The following is a 16180-nucleotide window of genomic DNA, read 5'->3' on the forward strand; positions in this document are numbered from 1 at the left end:
GGCCTCCTTGACCTCGGGTCAGCCCAGCAGGGACAGCAGCGCCTCGGGTGCCTCGTCCACCGAGTCCACCAGTGCGATACGGGCCTTCATGGACCGTCCCTCGGCGAGCGCTTCGAGCAGCGGCCAGGTGGGCAGCCGTCGCATCCAGTGGTCCCGGTCCACCAGCACCATCGGGGTGGGCTCACCGCGCGACTCGTAGTAGTTCGGCGTCGCGTTGTCGAAGATCTCCTGCACGGTCCCGGCGGCGCCCGGCAGGAAGACCACGCCCGCGGTCGAGCGCGCCAACAGCCCGTCCTCCCGGGTGGCGTTGGCGAAGTACTTCGCGATGTGCGAGGCGAACGCGCTCGGCGGCTCGTGTCCGTAGAACCAGGTGGGGATGCCGACCGACGCCCCGCCGTCCGGCCAGCGTTCGCACACCGCGAAGGCGGCCTCGGCCCACGCCCCGATGGACGGCCGGAACGAGGGCGTCCTGCCGAGCAGTTCGAGCGCCTCGTCCAGCATCGCGTCCTCGTGCGGGGCCGCGTAGGCGCCCAGGTTCGCGGCCTCCATCGCGCCCGGACCGCCGCCCGTCGCGACCGTGAGCCCGGTCCGCGCCAGGGCCCGTCCGAGGCGCGCGGCGCCCGCGAACCCGTCGGAGCCGCGCTCCAGCGCGTGGCCGCCCATGACGCCCACCACCCGCGTCCCGGCGAGGAATTCGTCGAGCGCGTCGGAGATCGCGTCGTCGTGGATGGAGCGCAGCATCGAGGCGAAGATGTCGCCGTCCGTCTTGGTCCGCTGGAACCAGGCGTAGGCGAGCGCGTCCGGCGTCCGCGCGTAACCGTGCTCCGTGAGGCCCTCGAAGAGCTGCGCGGGCGAGTAGAGGGTGCCGCGGTACGGATCGAACGGCAGATCCGGCACCGGCGGGAACACCAGCGCACTCCCGGCCCGGACCTTCGCGGCCGCCTCGGACTCCATCGGGCAGCCGAGGAAGACCGCCTCGCTGGTGTCGGTGGAGAGGAGCGCGGCCGTACGGCTCGTCAGGTCCACGGACTGGACCCGGAACCCGGCCAGGGTGCCGCGGGCGACGACCTGGTCGAACTCCTCGATGGACTCTATTTCCCGGTCTGGTTCCTGCACGCCGACATGCTAATCACACCGGAGGTGGGGAGCTGTGGATTGCGGCAAACGTGACCGGGCCGCTCGGTCGCACAATCCAGGCATGGACACCAACACCCGAGATTTTCAGCGGCGGAAGGGCATCGCCGTGAGATGCGCCACCACCCACGCCAGCGGGACCAGCAGCGCCAGCAGGGTCGTCGCGCGCAGCGCGGCCGCCGCGCGGAGCAGCCGGGCCGGGGCGCCGAGTCGCAGCAGCGCGGCCGTCGTGCGCTCGCGCGCGCTCCTCGCCTCCACGGCCGCGGTCAGGGTCGTGGCCGCGGCGCACAGCGTGACCAGTGCCGCGCCCAGACCGGTGAGCGGGCCGAAGGCATGGGCGCCGGACGGCCCGGAGGCCCTTCCGTACAGCTCCAGGACGGTGTATCCGGCGGAGGCCAGGGCGCACAGCGCGCCAACCGGTCGTCCGATAAGACCGGCCTCCTGCTGCAGCATGCGCCCGGCCAGCAGCCGCAGCACGCCGGGCCGCCCGACGGCCAGCAGCCTGCCGCACAGATGGGTGAGGCCGGGCCCGGCCAGCACCAGCCCGAGCGCCGCCAGCGCCCAGCCGCCCACCACACCGGGCGGGTTGCCGCCGAGCCGGCCCGGCACGGCGAGCAGGGCGTCGGGGTGCGGGGGCGCGTCGCCGCTCGCGTATGCCTGCAGGGCGAGTCCGGCCGCGGTCAGGGCGATGCCCCACGGAAGGCCGGAGGTGGCCCGGTGGGGCCAGGGTGCGACCGGCCCCGTCACGACGGTGGGCGGGGCCGGGGCCGCCGGGCGGCGGGCGCCCCGCGGTTCGCGGGGCGGCTGGTGCCCGGCCCGCGGCTGCCGGGGCCACAGCCCGGCCGCACACGCCGCGCCCACCAGCACGGGGACGACGGCGAGCAGCGTCACGGTGCCGGCCAGGGGCAGCGGCCGACCGCCGCCGAGCTGCCGGCCGTCCGCCCCGCTTCCGGCCCAGCCCAGCCAGGAGCCGAGGTCGCCACGCAGATGCAGGAAGACCAGCAGCGCCAGCACACCGCCGAGCGCACAGGCGGCCGCCATCGAGACCGCCGCGAGCAGTGCCGCGCGGGCGGGGCCGAGCCCGACCGCGGCGAATCCGGGGCCCGGCCCGGTGCTGGGGTCGGCGCGGCCCACGGCGACGGCCAGATGGACGGTCGCGGCCAGTGGCACGAGGCACCACAGCAGCCGCCCCACCGCGCCCTGCGAGTCGGCCGGATGGCCCGAGGCGAACCCGAGGGCGCTCAGCAGCAGAAAGCTCGCGCCCGCCGCCGCGACGGTGACCAGCGACCGCCGCAGCAGCACCGATGGGCGGGCACCGCGGGTCAGACGGAGGCTGAGCACGCGGCCCTGCCTTCCGCCTCGGAGGGGTCCGAGCCCACCCGGCGCCCGTCGAGCAGGGCGACGGTGCGGTCGGCGAGGGTGGCCACCTCTTGGTCATGAGTCGCGAGGACGACGGTGATGCCGTGGGAGCGGGCCGCCGAGGTGAGGGTGCGCAGCACCTGGGCGCGGTCGGCCTGGTGCAGCGGGGCGGTGGGCTCATCGGCGAAGAGCACGCTGGGCCCGGCGGCCAGAGCACGGGCGATGGCGACCCGCTGGCGCTGCGACTGCAGCAGCGCGGCGGGCCGCACCCGGGCGCATTCGCCGACGTCGAGCCGGTCCAGCCACTCGCACGCGGCGCTCTTCGCGGCGCGCCGCCCGGTGCCGCGCAGCATCAGGGCGAGCGCGGCGTTCTCCCAGGCGGTGAGCTCGGGGACGAGATGGGGCTCGGTGCCGATCCAGCCGAAGTGGTCGCGCCGCAGCCGTTCGAGACCGAGTGGAGGGAGGCTGTGCACGGGGACGCGCTTGAACCACACCTCCCCGCCGTCCGGGACGAGTTGGCCCGCCAGGCAGGTGAGAAGAGTGGTCTTGCCGCAGCCCCGCGGGCCGGTGACGGCGAGGATCTCGCCCTCTCGGGCGCTGAGGGAGACACCGAGGAGGGCGGGTGAGCCGCCGTAGGCATACGATACGGTGCGTGCCGCGAGCATCTCGTCGTCCGGCGGAGCCACCATCCCGAGCACCTCGCCTTACCTGCGATCGTCTCATTCCCCCGGTTGGGTGAACGAGCGCGAAGCCAATGGGTCACTGGCACGGTAAGGACTCGGGTGGGGGCCCGCGCCCAGGCTCGGCGCGGGTGGCCCCCCATTTCCTCCGATCAGCCCTGATCGGGGTCGGGCTCCGATCAGCCCTGATCGGGTCCGGGGCTGTCATCGGGGCCGCCGTCGGCGAGCCGGTCGAGGTGGGTGGGCGCGAACATCCGCAGCAGCGCGGGCAGCACCACGACCGACGGCCCGGGGGCCGCGAGGGCGCCGGCGAGGTCCGCGCGCAGCCGCTCGGGTGTGGTACGGACCGCCGGGACGCCGAAGGACTCGGCCAGCGTGACGAAGTCCGGACGGGACAGCTCGGTGGCGGTCGCCTCGCCGAACGTGTCCGTCATGTACTCGCGCAGGATGCCGTAGCCGCCGTCGTCCACGATCAGCCAGGTGACGGGGAGCCGGTACTGGTGGGCCGTGGCGAGTTCGGCGATCGAGTACATCGCCCCGCCGTCGCCCGACACGGCCAGCACCGGCCGTGCGGGATCAGCGGCGGCGGCCCCGAGGGCGGCCGGGAAGCCGTAGCCGAGACCGCCCGCGCCCTGCGCCGAGTGCAGGGCGCCCGCACGGCAATCGAAGGCCGACCAGGCCCAGTAGGAGAGGATCGTCATGTCCCAGAAGCTGGCGGAGTCATCGGGCAGCGCGTCCCGCACCGCGCCCAGCACCCGCTGCTCCAACTCCAGACCCTGCCCGTCGATCCGCTCCCGCACCCGGGTGAGCAGCCCGGCCGCGGCCTTGGCCGCCGTGCCCGGCGGTCGGGGCGTGACGGCCTCGGTGAGGGCGGCCAGCGCCTCGCGGGCGTCGGCGTGGATGCCGAGCGCCGGGTGGTTGGACTCCAGCTTGCCGAGGTCGGCCTCGATCTGGACCAGCCGGCCGCGCGGGCGGAACGTGTGGTAGTTGGAGGAGAGTTCGCCCAGTCCGGAGCCGACGACCAGCAGGACATCGGCGTCCTCCAGGAACTCGGTGGTGTGCGCGTCCTCCAGCCAGGACTGGAGCGAGAGCGGATGATCCCACGGGAACGCGCCCTTGCCGCCGAAGGTCGTCGCCACGGGCGCGTCCAGCGCCTCGGCCAGCGCCCGCAGCTCCTGCCGCGCCCCGGCGCGCACCACTCCGCCCCCGGCCAGGATCACCGGACGCTCGGCGGCGTCCAGCAGCCTCGCGGCCTCAGCCGTCAACTCGGGCCGGGGCGGCAGCGGCCGGGGCTCGGCGCGCAGGGAGGTCACCGGCGGCACGGAGACCGGCGCGAGCAGCACGTCCTGCGGGATCTCCAGCCACACCGGCCCGGCGGGGGCCTCCAGCGCGGACGCCCAGGCGGCGGCGACCGCGGAGGGGATCTGGGAGGCGGTACGGACCGTGTGGACGGACTTGACGACGTCGCGGAACGACGCCTTCTGGTCGACGAGTTCATGGAGATAGCCCTTGCGCCCGCCGCCGAGCCCCGCGGTCGGCACCTGGCTGCCGATGGCCAGGACGGGCGCGGAAGCCGCCGCCGACTCCTGCAGCGCGGCGAGCGTCATGAGCGCCCCCGGCCCGGTGGACACCAGCAGCGGCGCGACCGTGCCGGTGACACGCGCGAAGGCGTCGGCGGCGAACCCGGCGTTGTTCTCCACCCGCAGCCCCACATAGGTGAGCCCGGACCGCCGCAGCGCGTCGAACGCCCCGAGAGCGTGCTGTCCGGGAAGCCCGAACACGGTGCTCGCCCCGAGCGCGGTGAGGGACTCCACGACGAGATCGCCGCCGTGACGCGCGCGCTGTGCGGTGGGCATGGATTGGTGCCTTTCTGACGGGGCGTATGGAGGCGCGGAAGAGGGAGGGGTACGTATGGCGGTGCCGCTGTGGGGGCGCGAGGCCGTGTCAGGCGCCCGCTGTGGCCGGGGTGGTCTCGGAGGCGGGGGCGGCCGGTTCACCGGCGAGTCGGCGCCGCCAGGCGTCGAGGATCGCCGCGTCGGTCGGCTTGGTGGCGAGGCTGACCGCCACATACGCCACCAGCGAGGCCAGCAGCCCGAAGTAGATGGGTTCGTTGGCGAGGATGCCCTTCCACCCCATCAGCGCGATGACCGTAAGGCCGCCGACACCGACCGAGGCCAGGGCGCCCGCGCCCGTGCCGCGCTTCCACAGCAGCCCGCCCAGGATCGGCATCAGCAACCCGCCGACCAGCACGTTGTAGGCGACGGTCAGCGCCTCGACGACATTGTTGAGCGCGACCGAGATGCCGACCACGGCGATGCCCATGACGAGGATGAAGACGCGGTTGCCGCCGACCTCGTCGTGGGAGCCACCGGAGGTACGGAGCGTACGGCCGCGCAGCCGGGCCCAGATGTCGTTGTTGGCCACGGTCGCGCAGGCGATGAGCGCGCCCGAGGAGGTGGACATCACCGCGGACAGCGCGGCGGCCAGCACCAGCCCCTTCACGCCCACCGGGAGGGAGTCCTTGACGATGGTCGCGAACGCGTCGTCCGGGGCGTCCAGCTTGGGGTACAGCACCCTCGCCGCCGTGCCGATGACCGCGCCCGCGACCGCGTAGGCCAGGCAGTACGTACCGGCCGCGGTGCCGCCACGGCGGGCCACCTTGTCATCGCGGGCGGTGAAGACCCGCTGCCAGATGTCCTGGCCGATCAGCATGCCGAAGGAGTAGATGAGCACATAGGTGAAGACGGTCTGGCCGCCGATGCCCATGGGGGAGAAGTAGCCGTGGGGGAGTTCGGACTTCATCGCGCCGAAGCCGCCCGCCTTCACCACGGCGATCGGCAGCAGCAGGAGCAGCACGCCCACCGTCTTGACCACGAACTGCACCATGTCGGTGAGGGTGATCGACCACATGCCGCCGAGCGTCGAGTAACAGACCACGATCGCCCCGCCGAGCACGATGGCGATGACCCGGTCCAGGCCGAAGATCACGTCGAAGATGGTGGCGTAGGCGATGGTCGAGGTGACCGCGAGCATCAGGGTGTAGCCCCACATCACGATGCCCGAGATCAGCCCGGAGGAGCCGCCGTAGCGCAGATCCAGCATCTGGCTGACCGTGTAGACCTTGAGGCGGGCGATGCGCGCCGAGAAGAAGACCGACAGCGCCAGCAGCCCCAGGCCGATGGCGATGACCATCCAGGCGCCGGAGAGCCCGTACTGGTAGCCGAGCCCGACGCCGCCGATGGTGGACGCGCCGCCGAGCACGATCGCGGCCATCGTCCCGGAGTACATGAACGGTCCCAGCCGTCGGCCCGCGACCAGGAAATCGCTGGTGGACGTGGTGCGGCGCATCCCCCACCAGCCGAGCGCGAGCATGCCCGCGAGATAGACGACGATCACGGTGTAGTCGACAGCGGTCATGGCGGTGCTCCTCGGTCCGGCGGGGGTCGGGTAGCGGTCGGGAGGTCGGGAAAGCGGAGCCGCATGGGATCGGGGAGGTCCCGGCGATCCGCGGGGATCGGGTTGTGGGAGTTCGGGGAGTGGGGGAAGTGCGGGGGAGTACGGGGCGTGCGGGGAATGTGGGGAGTGACGGAGACCCTAGGTGTCGCCGGAGCGTCCGGGAAGTGTACGTTTCCTCCACTCCCGATCCCCGGGATGTACGAACCGTCCCCACGCGAGGCCCGCCGTGATGAACGACCGCGTACCCCCGACGGCCCCCGTCCCCCTCGCCACCCTCCTCGGCCACCCCGCCCTCGGGCTGCGGCAGGTCGCGGGGGCGCGCGAGGCGGACACGCCCGTGTACTTCGTCCACACCAGCGAGATGGAGGACCCCGTCCCGTATCTGCTGGGCGGCGAGCTGCTGCTCAGCGCGGGGGTGCACTGCCCGGAGGCGGCGGGCGCCGGCACCTACTGGGACCGCTATGTGGCCCGTACGGTCCAGGCGGGCGCGGCGGCGCTCGGCTTCGGCATCGCGCCGGTGCACGACACGGTGCCCCGCGCGCTGGTCGAGGCGTGCGACCGGCATGGGCTGCCGCTGGTCGAGGTGCCGCGGCAGACGACCTTCACGGCCGTCGCGAGCGCCGTCTGGGACGCGATGGCCGAGCGCCGCCACCATGAGCTGCGGAGCGTCACCGAGGCACAGCAATCGCTGGCGACGGCCGCGGCGCGCCCGCACCCCGTACCGGCCGTGCTGCGGCAGCTCGGCCAGCACCTCGGGGCGTGGACGGTGCTCTACGGCCCGGACGGCGCGGAGCTGGCGGCCGCGGGGCCGCGGCCGCCGCGGGAGGCCCGTACGGCGCTCGGCGCGCTCGCGGCGCGGCTGCGCTCGGGCCCGTCCTCGGCGGCGGGCAGGACGGCCGGCGCGGCCGGTGAGGAGCTGCAGCTGACCGCGTACGGGCTGGGCGGCCCGGCCGGGCCGGAGGACCGGCTCGCACTCGGCGTCTGCGCTCCCCGGCGGGACGGCGCGGAGGGGGCGATCGTGGGGGTGGCCGTGGTGCTGCTGTCGCTGCTGACGGCGCGGCGGGTGGTCGGGGCCGAGGCCGAGCGCACGTCGGCGCTGGTACGGCTGATGCTCGGCGCCGAACCGGCACGGGTGGCGGGGCTGCTGAGCCGCTCGCCGGGGCAGGCGGGGACACCCCCCGATGTGCGATCCGGGCCCCCGGAGGGCGGCGGGCTGTGGACCGTGGTGTCCGGGCGGCGGCGCGGCCGCGGCCGGGACGACGGGCTGCTGGCCACGGCGGCGCTCGCGGCCGGGCTCGGGACGCCGCTGGTCGACCTCGACGGAGACGCGCTGTGCGCCCTCGTGCCGGGCGAGGGGGAGGTACGGGCGCAGCCCGGCTGGACCCTGGGCATCGGGGCGCCCGTAGCGGCCGCGGAGCTGCCGCGCGGCGGCGCCGACGCCGCCCGTGCGCTGCGGCGGGCCGTCGCAGAGCGGGTACCGCTGGTGCGACACGGCCCGTCCCGCGCGGGCGGCGTCGGCTCGCTGGTGGACCCGGTCGAGGCGGGGGCGCACGGCCGGGCCCTGCTCGCGCCGCTCGACCGCGCACCGGCGCTGCTGGAGACGGTGCGGGTGTGGCTGGGGCTGCACGGTAGCTGGGACCGTACGGCGGTGGCACTGGAGGTGCACCGCAATACGGTCCGTCAGCGGATCGCCCGCGCCGAGGCCCTGCTGGATGTGGACCTGGGCGACGCGGACGTCCGGATGGAGCTGTGGTTCGCCCTCAAGTGGGCCTGAGCCTCACGTGGGCCTGAGCCTCACGTGGGCCTGAGCCTCACGTGGGCCTGAGCCTCACGTGGGCCTGAGCCTCACGTGGACGTGAGCCTCACGTGGACCTGAGCCTCAACTGGGCCTGAATCACACGGCCTTGGGCTGCCGAAGCGACCGACGACCCTCAGAGCTTGGTCCACGCCTCTGTCAGCACCGTCCGCAGGATCTGCTCGATCTCGTCGAAGAGCGCCTGGTCGGCGATCAGCGGCGGTGCCAACTGCACGACCGGGTCGCCGCGGTCGTCGGCCCGGCAGTACAGCCCGTTCTCGTACAGCGCCTTGGAGAGGAAGCCGTAGAGGATCCGCTCGGTCTCCTCCTCGTCGAAGGACTCCTTGGTGGCCTTGTCCTTCACCAGCTCGATGCCGTAGAAGAAACCATCCCCCCGGACATCGCCGACGATCGGCAGATCGTGCAGCCGCTCCAGCGTGGACCGGAACGCGCCCTCGTTGTCCAGCACATGCTGGTTGAGGCCCTCGCGCTCGAAGATGTCGAGGTTGGCGACGCCGACCGCGGCCGAGACCGGGTGGCCACCGAAGGTGTATCCGTGGAGGAAGGTGTTGTCGCCCTTGTAGAACGGCTCGGCGAGCCGGTCGGAGATGATGCACGCGCCGATCGGGGAGTAGCCCGAGGTCATGCCCTTGGCGCAGGTGATCATGTCCGGGACGTAGCCGAACTTGTCACAGGCGAAGATCGTGCCCAGCCGTCCGAAGGCGCAGATGACCTCGTCCGAGACCAGCAGCACGTCGTACTTGTCGCAGATCTCGCGGACCCGCTGGAAGTACCCGGGCGGCGGGGGGAAGCAGCCGCCCGCGTTCTGCACCGGCTCCAGGAAGACCGCGGCCACGGTGTCCGGGCCCTCGAAGAGGATCTGCTGCTCGATCTGGTCGGCGGCCCAGCGGCCGAACGCCACGGGGTCGTCGCCGAAGAGCGGGGCGCGGTAGATGTTGGTGTTGGGGACCTTGTGGGCACCGGGGACCAGCGGTTCGAAGGGGGCCTTGAGCCCCGGCAGCCCGGTGATCGACAGGGCTCCCTGCGGGGTGCCGTGATAGGCGACCGCCCGGGATATGACCTTGTACTTGGTGGGCTTGCCGGTGAGCTTGAAGTACTGCTTGGCCAGCTTCCACGCGGTCTCGACGGCCTCGCCGCCGCCCGTGGTGAAGAAGACCTTGTTCAGGTCGCCGGGCGCGTAGCCCGCGAGCCGCTCGGCGAGCTCCACGGCCTTGGGGTGGGCATAGCTCCACACCGGGAAGAAGGCGAGCTCCTGGGCCTGCTTGTAGGCCGTCTCCGCCAGCTCGACCCGGCCGTGGCCCGCGTTGACCACGAACAGGCCGGCCAGACCGTCGATGTACCGCTTGCCCTTGTCGTCGTAGATGTACGTGCCCTCACCGCGCACGATCGTCGGCACGGGGGAGTTCTCGTACGACGACATGCGGGTGAAGTGCATCCACAGGTGGTCGTACGCCGTCTTGGAGAGGTCGGCGCTCATTGCTATCTCGTTCCCCAGGTATAGGTCTGCTTCCGGAGCTTGAGGTAGACGAAGCTCTCGGTGGAGCGCACACCGGGCAGCGTGCGGATCCGCTTGTTGATCATTTCCAGGAGATGGTCGTCGTCCTCGCAGACGATCTCGATCAGGAGATCGAAGGAACCCGCGGTGACGACCACGTACTCGACCTCGTCCATGGCGGTCAGCGCGTCCGCGACCGGGTCGAGATCGCCCTCGACGTTGATGCCGACCATCGCCTGCCGCCGGAACCCCACGGTGAGAGGATCGGTGACGGCGACGATCTGCATCACGCCCTGGTCGAGCAGCTTCTGCACGCGCTGCCGCACGGCGGCCTCGGAGAGCCCCACGGCCTTTCCGATGGCGGCGTACGGCCGGCGGCCGTCTTCCTGGAGCTGCTCGATGATCGCCAGGGATACGGAGTCGAGGGTCGTGCCGTTCTTGTCAGGTGTGGCCACGACCCTCACTGTGCACGAGCCTCGCCCGTGTCGCAACCCTTCATCGATGAATTTCGTCGTTGAGGGGCCCTGAAAACACTGATTCCGTTGTTCTGGTGTGGCGGGTATGTTGAAAGCGCAGCCCCGGCGACTACTGTGGGTGTCTCACCCATCGGACAGCTGACAGGAGGGGTGGCACGTGACCACCGAACTGCGTCGTCTGCGCAACTACATCGACGGAGCGTTCCGGGACGCCGCGGACGGGCGGACCACGGAGGTGGTCAACCCGGCCACGGGCGAGCCCTACGCCACCGCGCCGCTGTCGGGCGCCGCGGACGTGGACGCGGCGATGGCCGCCGCCGAGGCCGCCTTCCCGGCCTGGCGCGACCTGGTGCCCGGCGAGCGCCAGAAGGCATTGCTCAAGATCGCCGACGCCTTCGAGGCACGGGCGGAGGAGCTGATCGCCGCCGAGTCCGAGAACACCGGCAAGCCGATCGGTCTCACGCGGGACGAGGAAATCCCGCCGATGATCGACCAGATCCGCTTCTTCGCGGGCGCGGCCCGGATGCTGGAGGGCCGCTCGGCCGGTGAGTACATGGAGGGGCTCACCTCGATCATCCGGCGTGAGCCGGTCGGGGTCTGCGCCCAGGTCGCACCGTGGAACTACCCGATGATGATGGCCGTATGGAAGTTCGCCCCGGCCCTCGCCGCGGGCAATACGGTCGTCATCAAGCCCTCGGACACCACCCCCGCCTCCACCGTGCTGATCGCCGAGATCATCGGCGGAGTGCTGGCGGAACTGGGCCATCCGCAGGGCGTCTTCAACGTGATCTGCGGCGACCGCGAGACCGGCCGGCTCATGGTCGAGCACTCCGTGCCCGCCATGGCGTCCATCACCGGCTCGGTGCGGGCCGGCAAACAGGTCGCCGAGAGCGCCTCGAAGGACGTCAAGCGGGTGCATCTGGAGCTCGGCGGCAAGGCCCCCGTGGTCGTCTTCGAGGACACCGACATCCCCAAGGCGGTCGAGGACATCTCGGTCGCGGGCTTCTTCAACGCGGGCCAGGACTGCACGGCCGCCACCCGGGTGCTGGTACATGAGTCGATCCACGACGAGTTCGTGAGCGCGCTCGCCAAGGCCGCCGCCGAGACCAAGACCGGCGCGCCCGACGACGAGGACGCGCTGTACGGGCCGTTGAACAACGCCAACCAGTTGGCCCAGGTCTCCGGCTTCATCGACCGGCTCCCCGCCCACGCCAAGGTCGAGGCGGGCGGCCACCGGGTCGGCGACAAGGGCTTCTTCTACGCGCCCACCGTGGTCTCCGGGCTCAAGCAGGACGACGAGATCATCCAGAACGAGGTCTTCGGCCCGGTCATCACCGTGCAGACCTTCTCGGAAGAGGCACAGGCGATCTCGTACGCCAACGGCGTGGAGTACGCCCTCGCTTCGTCGGTGTGGACCAAGGACCACGCCCGTGCGATGCGGATGTCCAAGGCACTGGACTTCGGCTGTGTCTGGATCAACACCCATATCCCGCTGGTCGCCGAGATGCCGCACGGCGGCTTCAAGAAGTCCGGCTACGGCAAGGACCTCTCCGCCTACGGCTTCGAGGACTACACCCGCATCAAGCACGTCATGACGTCGCTGGGCTGACCCCGGGCCGATTCCGGGCCGCCCCCGGCTGATTCCGAGCCGATCCCGGCCGATTGCCGCGCCGGGCTTGTCACTTGGTCATGGCAGGATCCCCTGTCATGGCCAAGTGGGGGAAATCCGGACGTCTGCGGATCGTGGCGGCCGCCGCGATCCTGGCGGCCATCGCGGGCTGCGGCGAGAAGAAGCCGGGCGGCCCGGCCGCGTCCGAGCTGGGGTTCCGGCATTACGCCGGGGCGGTGCAGTACCCGGCGATCGCCAAGGACGGCGGCGGTGAGCACGGGCTCGGCGCGCTCGTGCCGTACGGCGACTGCGTCCTCGGCGTCGGCACGTACAGCAACGGCCACCGCGACGTGGGCGTCAACTGGACCGGCGACGCGGCCTGTACGAAGCTCTCGCTCGATCCGGCGCCGGAGACCGGGGCAACCCCCGGCGAGGTGCCCGGGGACATGGCTCCGGGAAACGGCGCCGAGGGCTGGGGCGGCGGCGGGCTCGCCGGGAGGGCGCTGCTGCCCGGCGAGGACGGCTCGGTGTACGCGGCCGGTACGTCCCTCTCGCGCCTCGAGCGTTCGGGGCGCGTCCACCGGCTGGCCGACCTCAAGGTCCCGCCCGTGGAGCCGGATCCGGATGCCGAACCGGGCGCCCGGGATCCGGGCGGCGCGGCCGTCATGGTGCGCAGCGGGCAGCGGCTGGTCCTCGGCGGTTCGGTGACCGAGCAGCGGCGGCTCGTACCGACGGTGTGGATCTCCGCGGACCAGGGGAGGACCGTCCGGCGCCAACGGCTCCCCGAACTGCCCGCCGCTTCGGACGCCTCCCTCACCAGGACGGGCGTCCTGGCCATGGCCGCCGAGGGCCGCCGGATCGTGGCCATCGGCGGCAACGCCCAGGGCCAGGGGCGGCCGCGGCTGCCGGTATGGACGTCCACGGACGGCGGACGCACCTGGCGGGCCGCGCTCACCCCCCGGCTGCACGGCTACGCCCCGGTGAGCGGCGTGCTGTGGCACGACGGCCGGTGGATCGCCTACGGCGCCCGGTCCTACGGCGGCCGCGAGGACTACGGCAAGCCCGACCGGCCGTCCGTGCTGACCAGCGCGGACGGCCTGTACTGGACGGTCGAGGACACTTCGGCGCTGGGCGAGGGGCGGATACGGGGCGCGAGCGTCGACGGCTCGGGTTCGCTGGTGCTCCTCGGGCTCCGCAGCGGGGAGCACATCTTCTGCGGCATGGTGTGGGACCGGCGGCTTCGGCCAGGACGCCGAACGGGCCGAGCTCGGCTGCGGCGATTCGCTGCCCTCGGCCATCACCACCCGCGCCGACGGGAAGGTCGTCATCGCGGGCAGCAATGACCTGTGGGTGGGCGGCGCCTCCGCCCACCGCGCGGTCAGCCGCTGATCAGTTGCCGAGCAGAAGGGCCGCCAGGGCTCCGACCCGGTTGGTGGTGATCCCGTCGACGCCCGCCCGCAGCAGCCGGGACATCGACCGCCGGGTGTCGGCGGTCCAGGCGGAGACCAGCAGCCCGTCGGCGTGATGGCGGGCGACCAGCTCCCGGGAGACCAGCCCGAAGCGGTAGTTGAGCCACCGGGGGCGCAGCGCCGCCAGCAGCGCCGCACCGGGCGGGGCGAGCGTGGTCCAGGTCAGCGCTATCTCGGCGTGCGGCTCCGCGCGGCGCACGGCGTGCAGGGCCGGCAGGGCGCCGCAGTAGTACACCCGGTCGCCCGCCCCGCTCTCCCGCACCTGGGCGACGGCGGCGGGCGCGGCCGACGCGTCCGGCAGATCGATCAGCAGCCGGGTGGAGCCGGCGCACGCGAGGGCCTCGCGCAGGGTCGGGACGCCCCCGCCGGTCAGCTCCCGCACCTCGTCGGCGGTCAGCCCGGACAGCGGCCGGTCCTGGCCCCACAGCCGCTTCAGCGTGGCGTCGTGGAGCAGCACCGGCACACCGTCCCGGGTCAGCCGTACGTCGATCTCGACCGCGCCCGCCCCCGCGCGCACCGCGGAGCGGATCGAGGGCAGGGTGTTCTCACGGCACACATACGGGTCGCCGCGGTGGCCGACCGGGACGCATCGCGCCCCCGCCGCCCTCATCGGCCCGCGACCGCCGTGTAGGCGTCGATCTCCGCGGCGAGCCGCGCCTTGCCCTCGGCGTCCAGGAAGGACGCCTCGACGGCGTTCTTCGCGAGCGCCGCGACGCCCGCCGCGTCCAGCTCCAGCAGCCGGGCCGCGACCTGGTACTCGGTGTTGAGGTCGGTGCCGAACATCGGCGGGTCGTCGCTGTTGATCGTGACGATCACCCCGGCATCGACCATCTGCTTCAGGGGGTGCTCATCGAGCGTGGCGACGGCGCGCGTGGCGAGGTTGGAGGTCGGGCAGACCTCCAACGGAACGCGATGCTCCGCGAGATGGGCGAGCAGCTTCGGGTCCTGGACGGCGCTGGTGCCATGGCCGATGCGCTCGGCCCGCAGCTCGATGAGGGCGTCCCAGATCGTCTGCGGTCCGGTGGTCTCGCCCGCATGCGGCACGCTGCGCAGCCCGGCGGCGATGGCGCGGTCGAAGTACGGCTTGAACTGGGGGCGCGGCACCCCTATCTCGGGGCCGCCGAGGCCGAAGCCGACCAGCCCCTCGGGGCGCAGCTCACAGGCGATCCGGGCGGTCTCCTCGGCGGCCTCGAGACCGGCCTCGCCGGGAATGTCGAAGCACCAGCGCAGCACCGTGCCGAACTCCGACTCGGCCGCCTTACGGGCGTCCTCGATCGCCTCCACGAAGGCGGTGTCCGGGATGCCGCGACGGGTCGAGCTGTAGGGGGTGACGGTCAGCTCGGCGTAGCGGATGTTCTGCCGGGCCATGTCGCGGGCGATCTCGTAGGTCAGCAGCCGGACGTCCTCGGCGTCGCGGATCAGGTCCACCACGGAGAGATAGATCTCGATGAAGTGCGCGAAGTCCCGGAAGACGAAGTACTCGGCGAGGGCCTCGGGGTCGGTGGGCACCTTGGAGTCGGGGTGCCGGGCGGCCAGCTCGGCCACGATGCGCGGGGACGCCGACCCCACGTGGTGCACATGGAGCTCCGCCTTGGGCAGCCCGGCGATGAAGGTGGTCAGATCGGTCAACGAAACCTCCGGGAGACGCCCGCCGACGGCGGGTTCCGGTCATCGTATGGTGTGTCGCCGACGGGCTCGCCACAGGCCGTAGCATGGGCGGACGTCTTTGTGGGGGAGCTTCATGGCCGACCAGCACGACCCGTCCGAGCCGCAGGATGAGCCAGGGCGGCCCGGGCAGCCGAGGCAGCCCGAACCACGCGAGCGCGATCCCTGGGCTCCTCCGGCGCAGCGGGTCGCGATGGACAAAAGCCCGATGGACCAGGCGGCGGCCGAACAAGGGAAACCGGCTCCCCGCCGCCCGGTGGCCGAGCAGCCGACCCTCACCTCCTATACCGCCATGCCGGGCCCGACGCCCCCGCCGGGCCCCGTGGCCGCGCCGGGCGCGGTGCCCCCGCCGCCGCCCGCGCCGACCGGCCCGGGCACGCCCAGTGCCTATCCGGCCGCCGGGCCGTACGGCCCGGCGGGCTACGGGCCGACCGGATACGCCCAGCCGGGATACGGCCACACCGGCTACGGGCAGCAGGCGCCCCCCAAGCAGTCCCCGTACGGCGGGGTGCCGGGCTATCCCGGCTACGGCTACCCGGGCACCGCCCACCCCGGCACGGGATACTCCGGCTCCGGATATCCGGGCACCGCCAACCCCGCCGCCTACCCCGGCACCGCCTATCCCGGGGGGACGTACGGCCAGGGCTGGCCGGGCAGGACGTCTGTGCCCAACAACGGCCATGGCACGGCCGCCCTGGTGCTCGGCATCATCGGCCTGGTCCTCTCCCCGAGCATCGTGTTCGGCATCATCCTCGGTGTGCTCGCGATCGTCTTCGGGGCGCTCGGCCGCGCCAGGGCGGCAAGCGGCGAGGCGACCAACGGCGGTTCCGCGCTCGCCGGGGTGATCCTCGGGGTGGTCGCCGTGGTGGCGAGCGTCGTCATGATCTTTGTCTACATCGCCACCGAGGACGACGGCTCGGACAGCGGTGACGATCCGGGCTATGCCGATGTCTCGAACGCGGCGGTGCTCCCGCCCGCCGATATCGGTAGCTGACGCGCCTCCCGCAACGCGACCGGCCTC

At 72.8% G+C, this 16180-nt stretch carries 13 protein-coding genes; 4 read left to right on the top strand and 9 right to left on the bottom strand.

Features of this window, described 5'->3' with window-relative positions; all coding sequences use genetic code 11:
- Positions 1 to 18: 18 nt before the first annotated feature.
- From STRVI_RS08535 to STRVI_RS08555, 5 genes are all read right to left on the bottom strand, one after another.
- Positions 19 to 1116: an LOG family protein gene (locus STRVI_RS08535; RefSeq protein ID WP_014055228.1), complete on the bottom strand. Its 1098-nt coding sequence runs from the start codon at positions 1114 to 1116 to the stop codon at positions 19 to 21.
- Positions 1117 to 1221: 105 nt separating this feature from the next.
- The gene (locus STRVI_RS08540) at positions 1222 to 2475 is read right to left on the bottom strand and encodes a hypothetical protein (protein WP_014055229.1); all 1254 of its coding nucleotides are present in this window, start codon (positions 2473 to 2475) and stop codon (positions 1222 to 1224) included.
- A complete protein-coding gene (locus STRVI_RS08545) occupies positions 2457 to 3182 on the bottom strand; it encodes an ABC transporter ATP-binding protein (RefSeq protein WP_014055230.1) in 726 nt (241 codons plus the stop codon). The genes STRVI_RS08540 and STRVI_RS08545 overlap by 19 nt, the downstream gene beginning before the upstream one ends.
- A gap of 170 nt (positions 3183 to 3352) precedes the next feature.
- A complete protein-coding gene (locus STRVI_RS08550) occupies positions 3353 to 5029 on the bottom strand; it encodes a thiamine pyrophosphate-binding protein (protein ID WP_014055231.1) in 1677 nt (558 codons plus the stop codon).
- An 88-nt stretch (positions 5030 to 5117) separates the two neighbouring features.
- Positions 5118 to 6590 (bottom strand): sodium:solute symporter, encoded by a 1473-nt coding sequence (locus STRVI_RS08555; protein ID WP_014055232.1) that lies wholly within the window; start codon positions 6588 to 6590, stop codon positions 5118 to 5120.
- 268 nt (positions 6591 to 6858) lie between these two features.
- On the opposite strand from STRVI_RS08555, the gene STRVI_RS08560 reads away from it, so the two are divergent.
- A complete protein-coding gene (locus STRVI_RS08560) occupies positions 6859 to 8403 on the top strand; it encodes a PucR family transcriptional regulator (RefSeq protein WP_014055233.1) in 1545 nt (514 codons plus the stop codon).
- Positions 8404 to 8560: 157 nt separating this feature from the next.
- Here STRVI_RS08560 and STRVI_RS08565 read toward each other — a convergent pair whose 3' ends face one another.
- Together STRVI_RS08565 and STRVI_RS08570 are read right to left on the bottom strand one after the other, a co-directional pair.
- On the bottom strand, positions 8561 to 9922 hold the full coding sequence (locus STRVI_RS08565; RefSeq protein ID WP_014055234.1) for an aspartate aminotransferase family protein: 1362 nt from the start codon (positions 9920 to 9922) through the stop codon (positions 8561 to 8563).
- 2 nt (positions 9923 to 9924) lie between these two features.
- Positions 9925 to 10395, bottom strand: a complete 471-nt coding sequence (locus STRVI_RS08570; RefSeq protein WP_043235601.1) for an Lrp/AsnC family transcriptional regulator — start codon at positions 10393 to 10395, stop codon at positions 9925 to 9927.
- Between the two features lie 178 nt (positions 10396 to 10573).
- On the opposite strand from STRVI_RS08570, the gene STRVI_RS08575 reads away from it, so the two are divergent.
- Together STRVI_RS08575 and STRVI_RS52540 are read left to right on the top strand one after the other, a co-directional pair.
- Positions 10574 to 12025, top strand: coding sequence for a gamma-aminobutyraldehyde dehydrogenase (locus STRVI_RS08575; RefSeq protein WP_014055236.1), 1452 nt, complete (start codon positions 10574 to 10576; stop codon positions 12023 to 12025).
- 98 nt (positions 12026 to 12123) lie between these two features.
- Complete coding sequence (locus STRVI_RS52540) at positions 12124 to 13368, top strand: hypothetical protein (protein ID WP_014055237.1); 1245 nt, start codon at positions 12124 to 12126, stop codon at positions 13366 to 13368.
- A 46-nt stretch (positions 13369 to 13414) separates the two neighbouring features.
- Here STRVI_RS52540 and STRVI_RS08585 read toward each other — a convergent pair whose 3' ends face one another.
- Positions 13415 to 14104, bottom strand: a complete 690-nt coding sequence (locus STRVI_RS08585) for a glycerophosphodiester phosphodiesterase (protein ID WP_014055238.1) — start codon at positions 14102 to 14104, stop codon at positions 13415 to 13417.
- Complete coding sequence (locus tag STRVI_RS08590; RefSeq protein ID WP_014055239.1) at positions 14101 to 15123, bottom strand: adenosine deaminase; 1023 nt, start codon at positions 15121 to 15123, stop codon at positions 14101 to 14103. Before STRVI_RS08590 ends, STRVI_RS08585 begins: the two co-directional genes overlap by 4 nt.
- A gap of 112 nt (positions 15124 to 15235) precedes the next feature.
- Between STRVI_RS08590 and STRVI_RS08595 the strand changes: the two genes are divergently transcribed.
- Positions 15236 to 16153: a DUF4190 domain-containing protein gene (locus tag STRVI_RS08595; RefSeq protein ID WP_014055240.1), complete on the top strand. Its 918-nt coding sequence runs from the start codon at positions 15236 to 15238 to the stop codon at positions 16151 to 16153.
- Positions 16154 to 16180: the final 27 nt, after the last annotated feature.

It is taken from the genome of Streptomyces violaceusniger Tu 4113 (genome assembly GCF_000147815.2).
Classification (GTDB): domain Bacteria; phylum Actinomycetota; class Actinomycetes; order Streptomycetales; family Streptomycetaceae; genus Streptomyces; species Streptomyces violaceusniger_A.